This window comes from Vibrio sp. M260118 (genome assembly GCF_036533755.1).
Lineage (GTDB): Bacteria > Pseudomonadota > Gammaproteobacteria > Enterobacterales > Vibrionaceae > Vibrio.
The window spans coordinates 1-20,031 of sequence record NZ_JATABG010000026.1 but is presented as its reverse complement, the minus strand read 5'-3'; the positions used below and the strand labels follow the sequence as shown (position 1 = coordinate 20,031).

17 protein-coding genes are annotated in these 20,031 nt (G+C 46.4%); 10 read left to right on the top strand and 7 right to left on the bottom strand.

The features are described 5' to 3' along the window. Positions 1-1,015: HslU--HslV peptidase ATPase subunit (gene hslU / locus QTO00_RS03415; protein ID WP_331422967.1), on the top strand; the 1,015-nt coding region annotated here is incomplete at its 5' end. Between the two features lie 64 nt (positions 1,016-1,079). On the opposite strand, the gene frdD is transcribed toward hslU, so the two are convergent. From frdD to frdA, 4 genes are read right to left on the bottom strand one after another with little or no spacing between them, the layout of a single operon-like run. Beyond that, complete coding sequence (gene frdD / locus QTO00_RS03410) at positions 1,080-1,457, bottom strand: fumarate reductase subunit FrdD (RefSeq protein WP_331422966.1); 378 nt, start codon at positions 1,455-1,457, stop codon at positions 1,080-1,082. Positions 1,458-1,469: 12 nt separating this feature from the next. After that, entirely contained in the window at positions 1,470-1,853 is a 384-nt protein-coding gene (gene frdC, locus QTO00_RS03405; protein WP_038203677.1) for a fumarate reductase subunit FrdC, read from the bottom strand. A gap of 2 nt (positions 1,854-1,855) precedes the next feature. Continuing rightward, the gene (locus QTO00_RS03400) at positions 1,856-2,620 is read right to left on the bottom strand and encodes a succinate dehydrogenase/fumarate reductase iron-sulfur subunit (RefSeq protein ID WP_038203680.1); all 765 of its coding nucleotides are present in this window, start codon (positions 2,618-2,620) and stop codon (positions 1,856-1,858) included. After that, entirely contained in the window at positions 2,620-4,437 is a 1,818-nt protein-coding gene (frdA, locus tag QTO00_RS03395; RefSeq protein WP_038203686.1) for a fumarate reductase (quinol) flavoprotein subunit, read from the bottom strand. The genes QTO00_RS03400 and frdA overlap by 1 nt, the downstream gene beginning before the upstream one ends. A 416-nt stretch (positions 4,438-4,853) precedes the next feature. On the opposite strand from frdA, the gene epmA reads away from it, so the two are divergent. The 5 genes from epmA to cysE all read left to right on the top strand — a co-directional run bounded on the left by epmA (position 4,854) and on the right by cysE (position 9,183). Next, positions 4,854-5,825 (top strand): elongation factor P--(R)-beta-lysine ligase, encoded by a 972-nt coding sequence (gene epmA / locus QTO00_RS03390; protein ID WP_331422963.1) that lies wholly within the window; start codon positions 4,854-4,856, stop codon positions 5,823-5,825. Between the two features lie 222 nt (positions 5,826-6,047). Further along, positions 6,048-6,482, top strand: a complete 435-nt coding sequence (locus tag QTO00_RS03385) for a rhodanese-like domain-containing protein (protein ID WP_331422962.1) — start codon at positions 6,048-6,050, stop codon at positions 6,480-6,482. 157 nt (positions 6,483-6,639) lie between these two features. Then, a complete protein-coding gene (secB, locus tag QTO00_RS03380) occupies positions 6,640-7,107 on the top strand; it encodes a protein-export chaperone SecB (RefSeq protein WP_004743280.1) in 468 nt (155 codons plus the stop codon). Between the two features lie 168 nt (positions 7,108-7,275). Then, positions 7,276-8,307, top strand: a complete 1,032-nt coding sequence (gene gpsA / locus QTO00_RS03375; RefSeq protein ID WP_331422960.1) for an NAD(P)H-dependent glycerol-3-phosphate dehydrogenase — start codon at positions 7,276-7,278, stop codon at positions 8,305-8,307. Between the two features lie 54 nt (positions 8,308-8,361). Continuing rightward, positions 8,362-9,183: a serine O-acetyltransferase gene (gene cysE / locus QTO00_RS03370; protein ID WP_331422959.1), complete on the top strand. Its 822-nt coding sequence runs from the start codon at positions 8,362-8,364 to the stop codon at positions 9,181-9,183. Positions 9,184-9,426: 243 nt separating this feature from the next. Here cysE and QTO00_RS03365 read toward each other — a convergent pair whose 3' ends face one another. The 3 genes from QTO00_RS03365 to argE all read right to left on the bottom strand — a co-directional run bounded on the left by QTO00_RS03365 (position 9,427) and on the right by argE (position 14,542). Then, positions 9,427-9,966 (bottom strand): PadR family transcriptional regulator, encoded by a 540-nt coding sequence (locus QTO00_RS03365; RefSeq protein ID WP_331422957.1) that lies wholly within the window; start codon positions 9,964-9,966, stop codon positions 9,427-9,429. A 432-nt stretch (positions 9,967-10,398) separates the two neighbouring features. Beyond that, positions 10,399-13,032, bottom strand: coding sequence for a phosphoenolpyruvate carboxylase (ppc, locus tag QTO00_RS03360; RefSeq protein WP_331422955.1), 2,634 nt, complete (start codon positions 13,030-13,032; stop codon positions 10,399-10,401). 373 nt (positions 13,033-13,405) lie between these two features. Further along, positions 13,406-14,542 carry an acetylornithine deacetylase gene (gene argE, locus QTO00_RS03355; RefSeq protein WP_331422953.1) on the bottom strand — a complete coding sequence of 379 codons (1,137 nt, stop codon included), beginning with the start codon at positions 14,540-14,542 and terminating at the stop codon, positions 13,406-13,408. 152 nt (positions 14,543-14,694) lie between these two features. Between argE and argC the strand changes: the two genes are divergently transcribed. From argC to argH, 4 genes are all read left to right on the top strand, one after another. Then, positions 14,695-15,699, top strand: coding sequence for an N-acetyl-gamma-glutamyl-phosphate reductase (argC, locus tag QTO00_RS03350; RefSeq protein WP_331422969.1), 1,005 nt, complete (start codon positions 14,695-14,697; stop codon positions 15,697-15,699). Between the two features lie 21 nt (positions 15,700-15,720). Further along, complete coding sequence (argB, locus tag QTO00_RS03345) at positions 15,721-16,512, top strand: acetylglutamate kinase (protein WP_331422951.1); 792 nt, start codon at positions 15,721-15,723, stop codon at positions 16,510-16,512. 113 nt (positions 16,513-16,625) lie between these two features. Next, positions 16,626-17,840 carry an argininosuccinate synthase gene (locus tag QTO00_RS03340; RefSeq protein WP_038203715.1) on the top strand — a complete coding sequence of 405 codons (1,215 nt, stop codon included), beginning with the start codon at positions 16,626-16,628 and terminating at the stop codon, positions 17,838-17,840. A 246-nt stretch (positions 17,841-18,086) separates the two neighbouring features. Continuing rightward, positions 18,087-19,961 (top strand): argininosuccinate lyase, encoded by a 1,875-nt coding sequence (argH, locus tag QTO00_RS03335; RefSeq protein WP_331422950.1) that lies wholly within the window; start codon positions 18,087-18,089, stop codon positions 19,959-19,961. Positions 19,962-20,031 lie beyond the last annotated feature (70 nt).

Below are 20,031 nucleotides of genomic sequence, written 5' to 3'. Positions count from 1 at the left end.
GATTAAAATGACTCATCAGCAAGCGATGGAAAAGGTCAAATTCCGTGCGGAAGAGCAAGCAGAAGAACGCATTCTAGATGCACTATTACCGCCAGCTCGTGATGCTTGGGGGCAAAATGAGCAGCAAGATGAAAGCGCGTCAAACACACGCCAAATCTTCCGTAAGAAACTACGCGAAGGCAAGCTAGATGACAAAGAGATTGAAATCGATGTCGCTGCTCCGCAAATGGGCGTTGAGATCATGGCTCCTCCTGGCATGGAAGAGATGACAAACCAGCTTCAAGGTATGTTCCAAAACCTCGCGGGTGATACTAAGAAGAAGCGTAAGCTAAAAATTAAAGACGCATTCAAAGCGCTTACCGAAGAGGAAGCCGCTAAGCTGGTGAATCAAGAAGAACTAAAAGAGCAGGCAATCTTTAACGTAGAGAACAACGGCATCGTGTTTATCGATGAGATCGATAAGATTTGTAAGCGTGGTGAAAGCTCTGGTCCGGATGTGTCTCGTGAAGGCGTACAGCGTGACCTACTACCATTGATTGAAGGTAGTACGGTTTCTACTAAGCATGGCATGGTGAAAACAGACCATATCCTGTTTGTTGCATCGGGTGCTTTCCAAGTAGCTAAGCCGTCAGATCTGATCCCTGAGCTGCAAGGTCGTCTGCCAATTCGTGTTGAGCTAGAAGCGCTTTCTAGTGATGACTTTAAACGTATTCTGACTGAGCCAAAAGCGTCTCTGACAGAGCAGTACGTTGCGTTAATGAAGACAGAAGAGGTTGATATTGAGTTCACTGAAGACGGCATTACGCAAATCGCTGAAGCTGCTTGGACAGTGAATGAGACAACCGAGAACATCGGTGCTCGCCGCTTACACACAGTAATGGAGCGTTTGATGGATGAGATTTCATTTGAAGCGACAGATAAAGCCGGTTCAAAACTAACTATCGACGCTAAGTATGTGAAAGGCAAGCTTGGCGATACGATTGAAGATGAAGATTTAAGCCGCTTTATTCTGTAATCAACTATAGAAATGAGAAAGCCCGCTCAATTGAGCGGGCTTTATCGTATCTAACAGGCAGAGCTTAGATCATAAAGATAAAGATCACTGCTAATACTGAGATAAGACCGGCAAATGCATAACAGGTTACCTTGCCTACAATACCGGTGTGGAACTTCAGGTCGTGCATACCGTGGTGGACACGGTGCATTGCATGCCACATTGGTAGCGCTAGAGTACCAATGATGAATAGTGCACCTATGATGCTCGTTGCGAAATCAACCACACGTTCATAGCTTAATGCTTCTGCGTTGATGATACCTAGCGGCGCGAGGATACCAAGAACCAAAACGGTCACAGGGGTAATCATTGCAAACCAAGTACCGCCAGCGCCGAATAGTCCCCACCAGATTGGCTCATCTGAACGTTTAGGAGCTCTATCTACAGAATAATTTGGTTTCATAGTCTTTGCTCCTTAAACGATGACTAGCACAATCAGTGAAATGAACGCCACTGCTGCCCATTGAGTAAGCACAATGATCTTCTTGTCCACTGGCTTACCTTTAAGGCGAATAGGCATTACTTGCGGCATCATGCTAAAGAAGGTTTGAGCATGAAGTAGGCTACCTGCCAGGGCAACGATGTTGATCGCTACTACGATTGGGTTTGCCATAAACTCAAGCCAGCCTTGCCACGCTTCAGGACCTTTAACTAATGAACCGAGACCGAAGGTTAGGAAAATTGTGAACAGTACCAAAGGCAGCACCGTTGCTTCACGCAGCATGTAGAAGCGGTAAAACGGATGATCTTTCCACCAAGTGCGTTTTACTTCACGAACGTAAGGTTTACGATTACTCATCCTTATGCCTCCTCAGTGCTTTTTGCTGGTGTGCCATCTGGCTTCAGCATCGCGATTACGAAGTCCATTGAAGACTCTACTTTGCCTTGGTTTACTGCAGCAGCAGGATCAACACTCTTCGGACAAACTTCAGAGCAGTAACCTACGAAGGTACAGCCCCAAGCGCCGTTCTCTCCATTAATCAGTGCCATACGCTCATTTTTACCGTTATCACGACTGTCGAGGTTGTAACGGTGTGCAAGCGTTAGCGCTGCTGGACCGATGAACTCTGGGTTTAGACCAAATTGTGGACAGGCTGCATAGCAAAGACCACAGTTGATACAGCCAGCGAACTGCTTGTACTTAGCCATTTGCTCTGGCGTTTGTAGGTTAGTGCCATCTTCTGGTTTGCGATCGTTACCAATGATGTAAGGCTTGATAGCTTCAAGACGCTCGATGAACGGTGTCATGTCGACAATCAGGTCTTTCTCGATTGGGAAGTTTGCTAATGGCTCGATCTTCACGCCGTTCGGGTAATCTCGTAGGAAGCTCTTACAAGCTAACTTTGGCACGCCGTTAACCATGATGCCGCATGAACCACAGATCGCCATACGACAAGACCAACGGTAAGAGAGATCTTTGTCTAGGTTATCTTTGATGTAGCCAAGTGCATCAAGAGTCGACATAGTTTCATCGAACGGTACTTCAAAGGTTTGAAAATGCGGTTCTGCGTCTTTCTCAGGGTCATAACGCAGAATCTCTACTTTTTGGATGCGATTTGCTGACATTATGCTTGCTCCTCTGCGTTCTTCTCTGCCGCTTTTACTGCTTCTTCAGCGGCTGCTTTCTCTGCTGCTTCACCGTATAGACGAGCTTTCGGCTGCGACTTAGTGATGGTCACATCGCTGTAGTCAATACTTGGTGCAGCATCTGGTTTAAAGAAGGCAAGTGAGTGCTTGAGGAACTTAACGTCATCACGCTCTGTGCAACCATCATCTAGGCGCTGGTGGGCCCCACGAGATTCTTTACGTAGGATTGCAGAGTGAACCATGGCTTCTGCTACCTCTAGACCGTAGCCCACTTCAATGGCGTACAGAAGGTCAGTGTTGAACACTTTCCCTTTATCTTTAATGCTGATGCGCTTGTAACGCTGTTTCAACTCAGTGATCTTATCAATGGTTGCTTGCATCAAGTCTTCTTGGCGGTAGATACCACAACCCGCTTCCATAGTGTGACCCATTTCAGTGCGGATATCGGCCCAGTTTTCGTCGCCTTCTTGATTCATCAGTGCGGCGATACGCTGTTCGACATCTTTCACTTGAGCAGCGATAGACTCTTCGTTCCAACCTTTGAACTCAGCGGCACGTTTCACTGCTTGCTCACCCGCAACACGGCCGAATACTACGAACTCAGCCAGCGAGTTAGAACCTAGACGGTTAGCACCGTGAAGACCTACCGACGCACATTCACCCACGGCGAATAGGCCTTTAATGCGAGTTTCACATTCGCCATTGGTTTCAATACCACCCATGGTGTAGTGAACGGTTGGGCGAATTGGAATTGGCTCTTTTGCTGGGTCAACGTTAACGTAAGCTTTTGCTAGCTCACAGATGAACGGTAGACGTTCTTGTAGGTACTCTTCACCAAGGTGGCGAAGGTCGAGGTGCACCACGTCACCCAGTGGATGTTTGATGGTGTTGCCTTTCTGCTGTTCATGCCAGAAAGCTTGCGAAACTTTGTCACGCGGACCCAGTTCCATGTACTTGTTCTTCGGTTGGCCGACAGGAGTTTCAGGGCCCATGCCGTAGTCTTGTAGGTAGCGATAGCCATTTTTGTTGACGATGATACCGCCTTCACCACGACAACCTTCGGTCATTAGGATACCTGTGCCCGGTAGGCCTGTTGGGTGGTACTGAACGAATTCCATATCACGTAGAGGCACGCCATGACGGTAGGCCATCGCCATGCCATCGCCCGTTACAATGCCGCCGTTAGTGTTACAGTGATAAACACGACCTGCACCACCTGTTGCAAGAACAACAGACTTCGCTTTAATCGTCACAAGCTCACCTTCTGACATGTGGATAGCAATTAGGCCTTGAACTTCGCCTTCATCCACAAGCAGATCCACGACAAAGTACTCATCAAAGCGTTTGATGTTGCTGTACTTCATTGAGGTCTGGAATAGGGTGTGAAGCATGTGGAAGCCAGTTTTGTCGGCAGCGAACCAAGTTCGTTCTACCTTCATACCGCCGAATCGGCGTACGTTGACTTCACCGTTCTCTTTACGGCTCCATGGGCAGCCCCATTGCTCCATTTGGATCATTTCGCGAGTTGCGTTTTCTACGAAATACTCAACAACGTCCTGTTCACATAGCCAATCGCCACCGCCAACGGTATCGTTGAAGTGGTTATCTAGGCTATCTTCATCCTTGATAACTGCTGCCGAGCCACCTTCTGCAGCGACCGTGTGGGAACGCATTGGATAAACTTTAGAAATCAGTGCTACTTCTAAGTCAGGGTTTGCTTCAGCTGCTGCAATAGCAGTACGAAGACCAGCGCCGCCAGCGCCGATGACTGCGATATCTGTGGTGATAGTTTGCACAGTTATCCTCCAGTGTGAAATTGCGGAATTTTCCGCTTGTTATAGTTGTTTGAAGAGCAGAGCTCCCCAAAAGTGGTAGGGCTAGTGTAGAAGAGCCACTGCGGAGAAAAATTGACGCATTTAGGTTTTTGCTCCAGTAGTGCAAGTAAAGGCATAGAAAATATAGGTTATGTGATTCTTATCACGGCAAGAAATGATTGATAGAAAAGTAAATAGTTGGTTCGTGTTAGAGGCTTGTTGCGTAATATTTGCGTGCTAAATATAAGCGTTCTTGGGTTACTATTTTGTTCTGTGGTACGTCGAATGCTTGCTTCAGTAGTAACTAATTTTATGTAGTTTTTGTTTTGGTGAATATCACTAGGAAAAGATTGGCAAACTTGGTATTTTCCTTGCGAATTTAAAACGAGGTTTGAACTATGACCAATCAGTGGCAACCAACGGCGACAATTGAGCAGCTTAGACAACGAGCTGTTATTGTGGCTAGGATCCGTCAGTTTTTTTCTGAGCGACAAGTGCTCGAAGTTGATACACCAGCAATGAGCCATGCCACGGTGACAGATGTTCATCTACATACTTTTCAAACTGAGTTCGTCGGGCCGGGGTATGCCGATGGTCGTAAGCTCTATTTTATGACGAGTCCAGAGTTCCACATGAAGCGATTGCTCGCGGCAGGAAGTGGTTGTATCTATCAGATAAACAAAGCGTTCCGCAATGAGGAGAACGGCCGCTACCATAATCCAGAGTTTACCATGCTCGAGTGGTATCGCGTTGGCTTCGATCACCATGAGTTAATGGATGAGATGGATGCACTGCTGCAAGTGGTTTTAAACTGCGCTCAAGCCGAACGGTTCACTTACCAGCAGGCGTTTATTGAGGTACTCGGTGTGTGCCCACTAGAAGCGTCAATGGAAGAGCTAAAAGAGGCCGCGGCTAAGTTAGGCTTAAGTGATATCGCGGAGCCAGAGCAAGATCGCGATACACTGTTGCAACTGCTGTTTAGTGTTGGTGTAGAAGGCAAGATTGGTCAGCAGGTTCCAGCTTTCGTATATGATTTCCCTGCATCGCAAGCGGCACTAGCTAAAATCAATCAACAAGACCCTCGTGTTGCTGATCGCTTCGAAGTCTATTTTAAAGGTATAGAGCTGGCGAACGGCTTTCATGAACTCGACAATCCGCAAGAGCAGTTAAAAAGGTTCGAGCAAGATAACGTTAAGCGCATTGAGATGGGGCTAACTCCGCAACCGGTCGATCATCATTTAATTTCGGCGTTAGAGTCAGGCTTACCAGAGTGTGCTGGGGTTGCACTAGGAATAGATCGGCTCATTATGCTGGCGATCGGCTGCGATCATATTGATCAGGTAACCGCGTTTCCATTCCCCATCGCATAAAGAAATGTGCAACAGATTCTTATTCTGCGTGTAATTGACTCGCTTAGGCCTGTTAACCTCGCTATACTTCGAGTCTGAATTTTTACGTTAGTTCAGCCCAATTACATAGAATTACTATGCTCAAGGCTCTGAACTAGCTCATCGCCTAGCTGCAACTGCAACTATTTAGGGTTTATTCCTTCATAATTGATGTTGTGGCTCTATCATCAAAGAGCACAGGACATGCAAGAGTACATCGCATTTTTTCAAGAGAACATGATTCTTTCTCTGGTTTGGGCCGGCCTAGTGGTTGCCCTTATTATGAACATCGTTAAGTCAACGACAGCGGCTTACAAAGAAATTACAGCTGCCCAAACTACTCAACTCATGAACCGTGAAAATGGTGTTGTTGTTGATATCCGCAGCAAAGATGAGTTCCGCAAAGGCCACATTACCGATGCAGTTCACATTTTACCGTCGGATATCAAAGCAGGTAACTTTGGCAGCCTTGAAAACCACAAATCAGACCCAATCATTGTGGTATGTAAGACAGGTCAAACCGCGCAAGAGAGCGCGAACCTTCTTGCGAAAGCTGGCTTTGAAAACGTAAGCCTACTTAAAAATGGTTTGGTTGCTTGGAGTGAAGCAAACATGCCACTAGTTAAAGGTAAGAAGTAATTCAAACCCCAAATACCTTAAACGCTGATTGAAAAATCGGCGTTTACTTTAGAGAGATGTGAAGAGTTCCACGAAATTCATCGCGAACCTAGTCATAACAGGCTCTCTCGGTTAGTCTCCAATCAGACTATTTATTCAGGATTTAAGGATTTTTAAAATGGCTGAAGCAGCACCGCAACAAGAAGCACAAAACTTCGCAATTCAACGCATCTTCCTAAAAGACGTATCATTTGAAGCACCAAACTCACCTGACATGTTCCAAAAAGAGTGGAACCCAGATGTTAAACTTGATCTTGATACACAAAGCCGCGAGCTAGGTGAAGGCGTTTACGAAGTGGTTCTACGTCTAACTGTGACAGTTAAGAATGCTGAAGAGACAGCTTTCCTATGTGAAGTTCAGCAAGGCGGTATCTTCACTGCTGATAAAATGGAAGCTGGTCAGCTAGCTCATTGCCTAGGTGCATTCTGCCCTAACATCCTATTCCCTTACGCTCGTGAAACTATCTCAAGCCTAGTGGTTAAAGGTACGTTCCCTCAACTAAACCTAGCACCAGTTAACTTTGATGCTCTGTTTATGAACTACCTACAGCAGCAAGCTCAGCAAGAAGGTGAAGCTGAAGCGTAATGACTGAGTCCTCTAGATAACAGAGGTACGGTACAAAATGCACAGAGCGTCGGTTATTGATGCGATGTGCATTTTTTGTTTTATCGCTAGGATTTTATCGTTAGCTTCTTTGCAAAGCAGAGATTAACCATAAGATTCTAGTCACCCTAATGACAATCAGGCGGAACAATGAAAGACAAGACCAACAATGCCTACGGTAAAGATATCGCGATGACAGTGCTTGGTGCCGGTTCATACGGTACTTCGCTCGCCATCTCTTTAGCACGCAATGGTGCGAACGTAGTAATTTGGGGCCATGAACCTGAGCATATGGAGCGCCTTGACGCGGATCGTGCTAACCACGAATTCCTACCTGGAATCGACTTTCCGGAGTCGTTGATTGTGGAATCTGACCTAGAAAAAGCGGTTCAAGCGAGCCGAGATCTTCTCGTTGTCGTGCCAAGCCATGTGTTTGGGATTGTATTGAATAGCGTTAAGCCACATCTAAGAGATGATTCGCGTATCTGCTGGGCAACCAAAGGGCTAGAGCCAGAAACTGGACGTCTGCTAAAAGAGGTAGCCCATGAAGTCATCGGTGAAAGTTACTCACTAGCGGTTTTATCAGGGCCTACGTTTGCTAAAGAGCTTGCGATGGGTATGCCGACCGCGATTTCGGTTGCTTCTCCTGACGATGAGTTTGTGGCGGATCTACAAGAGAAGATCCACTGCAGCAAAACCTTCCGAGTCTATGCCAACAGCGACTTTATCGGTATGCAGCTTGGTGGCGCTGTGAAGAACGTGATTGCGATTGGTGCAGGTATGTCTGATGGTATCGGTTTTGGTGCAAATGCACGTACTGCTCTAATTACACGTGGTCTTGCGGAGATGACTCGCCTAGGCGCTGCGTTGGGTGCACAGCCTGAAACCTTTATGGGGATGGCGGGTTTGGGTGATTTAGTATTAACCTGTACCGACAACCAATCGCGCAACCGTCGTTTTGGTCTAGCACTTGGCCAAGGTAAAGATGTAGATACAGCCCAAGAAGAGATCGGCCAAGTTGTTGAAGGCTACCGCAATACCAAAGAGGTTTACTTATTGGCTGAACGCATGGGTGTTGAGATGCCGATAGTTGACCAAATATATCAAGTATTGTATCAAGGGAAGGATGCAAACTTAGCGGCGAAAGATCTACTCGCTCGCGATAAGAAAGCGGAAGCATAAATAACAACAGTAATGCTGGGCCTAGCAGAAAGAGGACCAGATGTAGGAAGTTTCATGAAACATTGTGAGAAACAGAAGGTTTGGCAGACCATTGTTAAGGAAGCGCGTGAGCTTTCAGAACAAGAGCCAATGTTAGCAAGCTTTTATCATGCCACCATTATTAAGCATGACAGCTTGAGCGCGGCGTTAAGTTATATCCTTGCAAATAAACTTAATACTGCGTCGATGCCCGCTATGGCGGTGAGGGAAGTGGTTGAAGAAGCACTGAACTCAGATCCAAGTATTAGCGCATCTGCAGCTTGTGACATCTGTGCGACGGTAAACCGAGACCCTGCTGTTGCAATGTATTCCATGCCGCTGTTGTATTTGAAAGGCTACCACGCTCTGCAAGGTTATCGCGTGGCAAACTGGCTTTGGAAACAAGGGCGTGTTGCACTAGCGACTTACCTGCAAAACCAAATCTCAGTCGCGTGTCAGGTCGATATCCACCCAGCGGCGAAGATTGGTCGAGGTATTATGCTCGATCACGCAACTGGAATCGTGATTGGTGAAACGGCGATTGTCGAGAACGATGTCTCTATTTTGCAAGATGTGACACTGGGTGGTACGGGTAAAGAGTGTGGCGATCGTCATCCGAAAATCCGTGAAGGCGTGATGATCGGTGCTGGAGCTAAGATCTTAGGGAATATTGAAGTCGGTGAAGGCGCTAAAATCGGTTCTTGCTCGGTAGTGCTTCAGGCTGTTCCTGCACATACGACAGTTGCTGGTGTACCGGCTAAAGTTGTTGGTAAACCAAGTACTGATAAACCATCTTTGGATATGGACCAGCAGTTCAACGGTCGTTCGCAAAGTTTTATTGGCGGAGACGGGATTTAGGATAAGAACGGGAACGGACTTCGTCCTCCGAGAACACTGCGTTTCGAGAGTCGAGACCGGACTTCGTCCTTCGAGATTTTTTCGCTAGCAAATCCCGAACCCATAGAGAACTGCTCCTAAATAAAAAAGGATTGACACATAGTGCCAATCCTTTAAATCTTCTCGCTTCTCGCTTCTCGCTTCTCGCTTCTCGCTTCTCGCTTCTCGCTTCTCGCTTCTCGCTTCTCGCTTCTCGCTTCTCGCTTAACCTAGAGCATCTAGCTCAGTTAGCACTTCTTGAGCCCACTCAATCCACGCTTGGCGAATTAGTAGATTTCGGCGCAGAGTCAATCGTTCTAAACGTTGCTGTTTATCCAGAGTTGTTGTTGTTGAGTAGTAAGCGTTTTCGATCTCTTGGTAGTGATCTACCAATTTACGTGACTCTTCAATCAGTTCTGCAAGCTGTGCACGGTATGGCGCCGACGGTTGAACTGCGCAAGCCATAAGCTTAGCTGAGAACTCGTCACGCACGGTAGGGTGAGATGTTGGTTGATCAAACCATTCGCCTAATGCAGCGCGGCCTGAATCAGTAATAGAGTAAACTTTGCGATCTGGTTTGCCTTCTTGAGGCTCGAGTACGCAAGTCACTAGGTTGTTCTGCGCCATTTTGTTTAGTTCGCGATAAACCTGCTGGTGGCTCGCTTTCCAAAAATAGCCAATAGTGGCAGAGAACTCTTTAGTGATATCGTAGCCAGTCGCATCGCGTGTGCTAAGAACGGTTAAGATAACGTGTGGTAATGACATGTCTTCAATCCAAATGGTCAATAAACTACTAAATACAACCACTTAATTCCTGTCGTGCTTCTTAATGGCACTGATCATGAGTATAAAAAGTGGCACCAACAATGTTGGTCATGTCACCTAAAAAAGCCGTATATCACCTAGGATCGATAGCAAAGGTATCGAAGAGCTGTAGCCTGTGGGTTTTATAATTTGCTACAACGGTGGAGTAGTATATCTAAATAATAAGCATAAAGTGGAATAGAAGGACAAAATAACCCAAAAAACTGATAAAAAACTCAGTATGCTAGTGTGGGTGGATGATTATTTTGTGTTGTGGGTATAAATGTCTTTTTTGCAGGCTTGTTTGTTGGTTCTCTACGGTTGGGTTGAAATAAAAAAGGTTGGTGCAATAACACCAACCTGGTTCATTTGAGCGAAATTTGTCGTTAATGGCTAGCCTGTATTACGCATACCCGCAGCAATACCCGCAATAGTCACCATTAATGCTTCTTCTAACTCTGGTGCCGATTCTTCGTCTTGACGAGTACGGTAAAGCAACTCTGCTTGTAGCATGTTCAATGGCTCTACATAGATATTACGTAGACGAATTGATTCTTGTCCCCAAGGGTCGCTCTGCATCAAGTTTTCGTTATTTTCTACGTTCAGAACCGACTTGATATCTTTCTGAAGCTGTCCACGGAGACGATCACCCAGCGGTAACAGGTTAGTGTCAACTAAACGCTCGTCATAGTAGCGAGAGATTTCCATATTACATTTGGTGTAAACCATCTCTAGCATACCTAAGCGAGTAGAGAAGAACGGCCACTCTCGACACATCTCTTCTAATAGCGCTTGATGGCCTTTATCAACAGAGTATTGAATCGCTTCGCCTGCACCTAACCAAGCAGGTAGTACTAGACGGTTCTGACTCCAAGAAAAAATCCATGGAATCGCACGTAAGCTTTCGACACCACCGTTCGGGTTACGTTCCGCTGGTCGAGAGCCGAGAGGTAGTTTACCTAACTCGAGTTCAGGTGTTGCTTGGCGGAAGTAAGGAACGAAGTCTGCTTCACCACGAACTACATTTCGGTAGGCTTCGCAGCTCACCTCAGACAGCACGTTCATTAGGTCACGCCACTCTTGTTTTGGCTCTGGTGGTGGAAGTAGGTTCGCTTCAAGAATTGCGCTTGCATACAGACTAAAGCTGTTTACCGCTACTTCAGGCAGACCGAGTTTGAAGCGAATCATCTCACCTTGCTCGGTTACACGTAGGCCGCCTTTCAAGCTCTTCGGTGGCTGAGAAAGCAGAGCCGCGTGTGCAGGAGCCCCGCCACGACCAATCGTACCGCCACGACCGTGGAATAGGGTCAGCTCAACGCCTTCCTCTTCAGCCACTTTAACTAGTGATTCCATTGCATGGTATTGAGCCCAGCCCGCGGACATAACACCTGCATCTTTGGCGGAGTCTGAGTAACCGATCATCACCATCTGGTGGTTTTGGATAAAGCCACGGTAGAGGTCAATGCCCATTAACTGTTTGATAACAGATTCAGCATTGTTCAAGTCATCGAGTGTCTCGAATAATGGACATACATCCATGCGGTAAGGGCAACCTGACTCTTGAAGCAGCAGGTGAACCGCGAGTACGTCGGAAGCAGTACGAGCCATAGAGATAACATAGGCGCCAAACGCTTCACGAGGCTGAGCCGCAACAATACTACAGGTGTCGAGAACTTCTTGTACGGCCTCTGATGGTTGCCAATCTCTAGGAAGAAGAGGGCGTTTAGACGCCAGTTCGTTAGTTAAGAAAGCAACTTTATCCTGCTCGCTCCACTGCTCATAATCGCCGATACCTAGATGACGTGTGAGTTCGGAAAGGACATCTGAGTGACGCGTGCTTTCTTGGCGGATATCTAGGCGAACCAGGTGGACGCCAAATGCTTTAATACGGCGCAGCGTATCGAGTAGTGATCCATCGGCGATGATGCCCATTCCACACTCATGCAGAGATTGGTAACAAGCGTAAAGCGGTTCCCATAGCTGCTCGACACGTTGCAGTGGCGCTTTAACGGCAAGTTTCTGACCATGAATTTTTGCGTCGAGAATCTCTTTGGTATCGTTCAGTAGAGCGCGAAGCTCTTTTAGCACTGCGCGGTATGGTTCGTGTTCATCTTCACCTGCTAGAGCACGGACTGCATCGTTGCACTGAGTCATCGACAGTTCGCTAACTAGCTCGTTAATGTCGTTAAGGTAAAGGTCAGCGGCCTTCCAACGTGAAAGCAGTAAAACTTCGCGAGTAATGGTGTGGGTGACAAACGGGTTACCGTCGCGGTCACCGCCCATCCAAGATGAGAAGTGTACAGGTCGCGCATCAATTGGCAGACCTTCACCGAGGTAGCCCTCAAGGCGTTGGTCAAGCTCGCGTAAGAAGTCAGGTACTGCTTCCCACAGTGAGTTTTCAACTACGGCAAAGCCCCACTTCGCTTCATCGAGTGGTGTTGGGCGCTGCTTACGAATTGTGTCTGAGTGCCAGCTTTGAGCGATAAGTTGCTCAAGTCGACGTTCTGTTTTCTGGCGCTCTTTAGGTGAGAGATCACCCAGTTCCAATTTAGACAAGCACTTGTTGATCTTCACCAACTTGTGGATCATGGTGCGACGAGTAATCTCAGTCGGGTGGGCTGTTAGCACCAGTTCAATGTTAAGGTCACGAACGGCTTGTGCTGTGTCTAGTTTGCTAATGTCATTTTGAGCAAGCTTAGAGAATAGTGAATTAATCGCGTCTGGTTCGCAAACGTGAGCGTCACAATGGCGAGAGATAGTATGGTACTGCTCTGCCATGTTGGTCAGGTTTAGGAATTGGTTAAACGCATGAGCTACAGGGGTGAGTTGCTCATTAGGCAGGCTCTTGATCTCATCAATCAAGCTATCTCGATCTTGTTGATTGCCTGCGAGGGCGGACTTAGAGAGTTTACGAATCGTTTCTACTTTCTCTAGAAGTTCTTCACCATGTGCATCCTTGATGGTGTTGCCGAGCAAGTGTCCTAACATGCTCACGTTACTTCTGAGCGCAGAGTATTTCTCGTTCATTGTCATCCTGCCTTGTAAAAAAATTACATCCGATGTTTCTTTGTTTAGGCAGACAATCTAGCGAAAAATATTGCCTTGAGTCAAATACTGTAGGCTAAGTTTGCAATAATTGTGCGAATGGATGTAACGCATTGCATACCGCAGTTATGACTAAATATGTTGAAAGTTTATTACAGAATGAGAGAGGGACGGACTTCGTCTTATGGAAAGCGAGAACAGGCTGCGCCCTATGGAAACGCTGCGCTTCGAGATCGGACTCCGTCCTTCGAGATGAGTTTACTCTTGTATCCCTAACCAGTAACGAGACCTTCTCAAGCAAAAGGGTTGACGCAATACGCCAACCCTCCCAAAGTGCACTGCTCTTTAGTTCTCGCTAAAAACAATACTTATGCATCGCTTTTGACAAAACATCGATGGTTGGGTCGATGAACTCAAAAGCGAGAAACTCATCTGGCTGGTGGGCTTGGTCAATTGAACCTGGGCCAAGCACAAGCGTAGGACATAGCTGTTGTAGGAAAGGTGCCTCGGTGCAGTAGTTAACCGTTTCAGAGTCGATGCCACAGATTTCTTCAACGCCACCAATGAATGGGTGGTCATGTTGGCACTCGTAGCCCGGGATAGGTTCATGCAAAGGCGTAATCGAGATTCGATCAGGCCATTTTGCTTCAACTTCTTTTAGTGCTCCGCGCAGCATGTTGTCGAGGCCGTCAAGGCTGATACCTGGTAGGGGACGAACATCATAGTGCAGTTCACAGCAGCCACAGATGCGGTTGGCACTGTCGCCACCATGAATATGGCCTAGGTTGAGTGTTGGGCTAGGGATGGCAAACCCTGGGTGGTGATACTCTTTAATAAGCTTGTCGCGCAGTTGCATTAAGGCAAATAACACTTCATGCATGATCTCAATGGCATTCACCCCTAACGCCGGGTCGGAAGAGTGACCAGATTTACCTGTTACCCGTACTGCGTTGGCAACATGTCCTTTGTGACCTCGGATGGGTACTAAGCTTGTTGGTTCGCCAATGATGCAGTAGTCAGGTTGAAACGGCGCATTTTCGGTGAAGTGGCGAGCGCCGAGCATGGTGGTCTCTTCATCGCAAGTGGCTAATACGTACAGCGGTTTGGTCTGTTTGCTCCAGTCAACTTTCTTTACTGCCTCTATAACAAAGGCGAAAAAGCCTTTCATATCTGCAGTACCTAAACCGTAAAAGCGATTGTTAGCCTCGGTTAACGCGTGAGGCTCGAAGTTCCAACGACCTTCATCATAGGGAACGGTATCGCTGTGCCCAGCAAGCAGTAATCCTCCCTCTCCTGAACCTTTTTTAGCAATTAAGTTAAATTTTCCTGCTTCTACTTCAGTTAGATTCACTTCAAAGCCAACGTCTTTCAGCCAAGTCGCTAACTTTTCAATCACTTTTGTATTGCCTTCGTCCCAACTGGAATCTGTTGAGCTAATAGATGACGTAGAAATTAGGCCACGATAGACCTCTATAAAGCTTGGTAATTGCATTTTAGATCACATTCTCTGTTGACAGAGTTCGGTTAAGAAGGTAAAACACATATTAAATCACTTTTATTGAATAAAAAACCAATTAAAGCTGAATATTTTAAATTTATAGTCACTCCCTGAGTGGCCTTTTTGAAAGTAAATGGATGTCTGAGATGCTCAAAACCACAATCATAGGCGCAAGCGGTTACACCGGAGCAGAGCTTGCTTTGATGGTACATAAACACCCTGAACTAACGCTATCAGGTTTATATGTATCCGCCAATAGCCTAGATGCAGGTAAAGACATTGCTCAGCTTCATGGCAAACTCGCTGGAATTATTAGTCAGCCAGTCCAGCCATTAAAAGATGTCGATGCGGTTGCTAAGCAAAGTGATGTGGTGTTTTTGGCGACAGCTCACGAGGTGAGTCATGATCTTGCTCCTCAGTTTTTGGCTCAGGGCTGTCAGGTGTTTGATTTGTCTGGTGCGTTTCGAGTTAAGAAACATGGCTTCTACAACCAGTTTTACGGCTTTGAGCATCAACATGAAGCTTGGCTAGATAATTCGGTTTACGGTTTAGCAGAGTGGAACGCGGAAGGAATTAAACAGTGCCAATTGGTTGCGGTTGCGGGTTGTTACCCAACAGCTTCCCAGTTAGCGATTAAACCGCTTATTGATGCCGGTCTGATTGATAAGGCTCAATGGCCAGTTATTAACGCAACCAGTGGTGTATCTGGCGCAGGTAGAAAAGCGTCGATGACTAATAGCTTCTGCGAAGTGAGTCTTCAACCTTATGGTGTATTTAACCATCGTCATCAGCCAGAGATCGTTTGCCATTTAGGGACTGACGTTATTTTCACTCCGCATCTTGGCAATTTTAAGCGTGGTATTTTGGCCACCATTACGATGAAGCTAGCGGCAGGCACGTCAGAACAACAAGTAACAGAGGCGTTTAAAAACGCATATCAAGACAAACCAGCAGTGCGTTTATTAGAGTCTGCGCTGCCGACGATTTTAAATGTTGAGAATACCCCTTTCTGCGATATTGGCTGGAAGGTTCAAGGCGAGCACATCATCGTGGTATCAGCGATAGATAACTTGCTAAAAGGTGCATCAAGTCAAGCGATGCAATGTTTAAACATCCACTACGGATTTCCAGAATTGACTGCTCTGGTTTAATCGAGCAGGGAAGGAAAAGTAATGACAGATAATAAACTAACTCCATTAGTGATCAAATTAGGCGGTGCTGCACTGTCTTGCACTGAGACTTTAAGCCAAGTATTTGGAGCCATTGCCCAGTACCAAACGCAAGCTCAGCGACGAATTGTGATCGTTCACGGTGGAGGTTATCTGGTGGACGATCTAATGGCACAACTACAACTTGAGACGGTTAAAAAAGACGGTCTTCGAGTGACTCCTTATGAGCAAATCCCACTAATTGTCGGTGCGCTTGCAGGGACAGCAAACAAAATGCTCCAAGGTCAAGCTGTGAAAGATGGCCTAAATGCAGTCGGTTTGAGCTTAGCAGATGGTGGACTTTGTCACGTATCAGAGCTTGATCCGGAACTTGGAGCGGTAGGGCAAGCAACGCCGGGTGATTCAACTGTGTTGCAAGCTATTTTACAAACGGGTGCGTTACCGATTGTCAGCTCAATTGGTTTGACTGAAAAGGGTCAAATGATGAACGTCAATGCCGATCAAGCTGCAGTGGCAGTGGCAGGAGCATTGGATGCTGAACTGGTTCTACTTTCAGATGTTAGCGGTGTTTTGGATGGCAAAGGCCATTTAATTAAGAGCCTTAACGATAGCCAAGCACAGAGCCTTATCAATGGCAAGGTCATCACGGATGGCATGATCGTCAAGGTGAATGCCGCCCTGGAGGCAGCCAATGACTTAGGTCGCCCAATTGAAGTAGCAACATGGCGTTACCCAGAAAAGCTGGCCGAGCTATTTGCCGGAAACAGTATTGGTACTCAGTTCTTGCCTAAGTAATTGAACCGAGAGAATTTGAACTCAGTGTACTAAGCAGTGAGTGAAGAAAGATTAAATGGAAGTAACCCGCAGCACTGACCGCCACGCGCAGAGCCGGGATTAGGAGAAGTAAAATGAGCAAAGTTAACGTAAATAAAGTAGTTGTCGCATACTCTGGCGGTCTGGATACATCAGTAATCATTCCATGGCTAAAAGAGAATTATGATTGTGAAGTGGTCGCATTCGTTGCTGATGTTGGCCAAGGTGAAGAAGAACTAGCAGGTATCGAAGAGAAAGCAAAAGCTTCTGGTGCATCAGAGTGTTACATTGCTGACCTGAAAGAAGAGATGGTTGCTGACTACATCTATCCTACGCTAAAAACAGGCGCGTACTACGAAGGTAAGTACTTACTAGGTACCTCTATGGCACGTCCGATCATCGCTAAAGCGCAGGTTGAAGTTGCACGTAAAGTGGGTGCCGATGCGCTGTGTCACGGTTGTACAGGTAAAGGTAACGACCAGGTGCGTTTTGAAGGGGCATTTGCTGCACTAGCACCAGATCTACATGTTATTGCACCTTGGCGTGAGTGGGATTTAGTAAGCCGTGAAGAGTGTCTTGATTATCTAGCAGAGCGCAACATTCCATGTACAGCGTCGCTAACGAAAATTTATTCACGTGACGCGAACGCATGGCACATCTCTACTGAAGGTGGTGTATTAGAAGATACTTGGAATGCGCCAAATGATGATTGCTGGGCATGGACAGTTGATCCGGAACAAGCTCCTGACCAAGCGGAATTCGTTACGCTAAAAGTTGAAAAAGGCGCAGTGGTTGCAGTTGATGGCGAACAGATGACACCATATAACGCACTAGTTTACCTAAACGAGAAAGGTGTTAAGCACGGTGTTGGTCGTATCGATATCGTTGAAAACCGTCTGGTTGGTATGAAGTCTCGTGGCTGCTACGAAACTCCAGGAGGCACCATCATGATGGAAGCGCTTCGTGCAGTAGAGCAACTTGTTCTGGATAAAACGGCATTTGAGTTTCGTGAAGAGCTAGGCGTTAAAGCCTCTCACTTAGTCTACGATGGCCGTTGGTTCACTCCGCTGTGTAAATCTATTTTGGCGGCATCAGAAGAGTTGGCTCAAGATGTGAATGGTGAGGTGGTTGTTAAGCTTTATAAAGGTCATGCCATCGTGACTCAGAAGCGTTCTGACAATAGCTTGTACTGTGAAGAGTTCGCTACTTTCGGTGAAGATGAAGTTTACGATCAAAGCCATGCAGAAGGCTTCATCCGCTTGTACTCACTATCAAGCCGTATTCGTGCCTTAAAAAGCCAGAAAAAATAGTCATATTTTTCTCTAAGTAAACAGCCCACTCAATTATTTGAGTGGGCTTTTTCTTTAATCAAACAGAATATAGATAGCACTATTCTGTTTGAATAAATATGTTAAAAAAGTGAATTAATACTTTATTTTTGTTCTGTTTTACCGTAACTTTGGATCATCATACAATACTGTACTTAATTCAGAGTTCATCACAGCAATTATATGACTCAGCACAACGAGTGAGCATAGGTAATCAGGAGAAACGCGATGGCATTATGGGGCGGAAGATTTACCCAAGCGGCAGATACGAGATTCAAAGATTTTAACGACTCATTGCGCTTCGATTACCGACTAGCTGAACAAGATATTGTAGGCTCAATTGCTTGGTCAAAAGCACTGCTTTTTGTGGATGTTTTGACAGAGGAAGAGCAGCAAAAACTTGAGCTGGCACTTAATGAGTTAAAGCTTGAGGTAATGGAAGACCCACACCAAATCTTACGCTCAGAGGCTGAAGATATTCACTCTTGGGTGGAACAGCAGCTAATCAGCAAAGTGGGCGACCTAGGTAAAAAACTTCATACCGGTCGTTCGCGTAATGACCAAGTAGCAACTGACCTAAAATTATGGTGTCGTCAGCAAGGTCAGCAGCTTTTGATGGCGTTAGATAGACTGCAGGCTCAAATGGTTTCTGTAGCAAAAGAGCACCAAAATACCGTCCTACCTGGTTATACTCACTTGCAACGTGCTCAGCCAGTGACATTTGCGCATTGGTGTCTAGCGTATGTTGAGATGTTTGAGCGTGATTACTCGCGTCTTGATGATGCTATTACTCGTCTCGATACTTGCCCGCTAGGCTCAGGTGCGTTGGCTGGTACGGCTTACCCTATTGATCGTGAAAAAGTGGCGCATAACCTAGGTTTCCGCCGTGCAACGCGTAACTCGTTGGATTCAGTTTCTGACCGTGACCATGTGATGGAGCTAATGTCAGTGGCTTCTATTTCGATGCTGCATCTATCTCGTTTGGCAGAAGATATGATCTTCTACAACTCTGGTGAGTCGAACTTTATTGAACTGGCGGATACCGTGACTTCTGGTTCATCTCTGATGCCACAGAAAAAGAACCCAGATGCTCTCGAGCTTATTCGTGGTAAAACGGGTCGTGTTTACGGTTCATTGGCTGGCATGATGATGACAGTTAAAGCACTGCCACTTGCATATAACAAAGATATGCAGGAAGACAAAGAAGGGTTGTTTGATGCTCTGGATACCTGGAATGACTGTATGGAAATGGCAGCACTCTGTTTTGACGGTATCAAGGTCAACGGTGAGCGTACTCTAGAAGCGGCTAAACAAGGTTATGCGAATGCGACTGAGCTTGCTGACTACCTTGTGGCGAAAGGCATTCCTTTCCGTGAGGCACACCATATTGTCGGTGTCGCGGTTGTCGGTGCCATTGCGAAAGGCTGCGCGTTGGAAGAATTATCTCTTGCTGAACTGAAAGAGTTCTCTGCTGTGATTGAGCAAGATGTTTATGACATTCTTACCATCGAATCTTGCCTAGAGAAACGTAGTGCTTTAGGTGGTGTGTCGCCTAAGCAGGTTGCATTTGCCGTAGAGCAAGCGGAAGGTCGATTGACTCAACGGGATACTTCAGCGATCAACGTACGTCCTGCTCGTCTAACCGATATTGAATCGCTAGAAGGCATGGTAACTCACTGGGCCAACATGGGTGAGAACCTTCCACGATCACGCAGTGAATTGATCCGCGATATAGGATCTTTTGCTGTGGCCGAGCATAATGGCGAAGTGACGGGTTGTGCGTCTTTGTATGTTTATGACTCTGGTTTAGCTGAAGTACGTTCACTCGGTGTTGAGGCTGGCTGGCAAGGTCAGGGACAAGGCAGTGCGATAGTGCATTATCTGGTTGAAAAAGCTCGTCAAATGGCGATTAAGAAGGTGTTTGTGTTAACGCGTACTCCGGAATTCTTTATGAAGCAGTCATTCTTGCCGACGTCGAAGTCTTTGCTACCAGAAAAGGTTCTAAAAGATTGTGAACAGTGCCCAAGACTACATGCTTGTGATGAAGTTGCACTTGAAGTTAATTTAGGAGAGCAATCAATCGCTCGTACGAATGTGGCATAAGTGATTGAATTTTATATCTCCAAAAAAGATCAAAAAAGATCGACTATTTTGGGGAACTAATAAGGGAAAG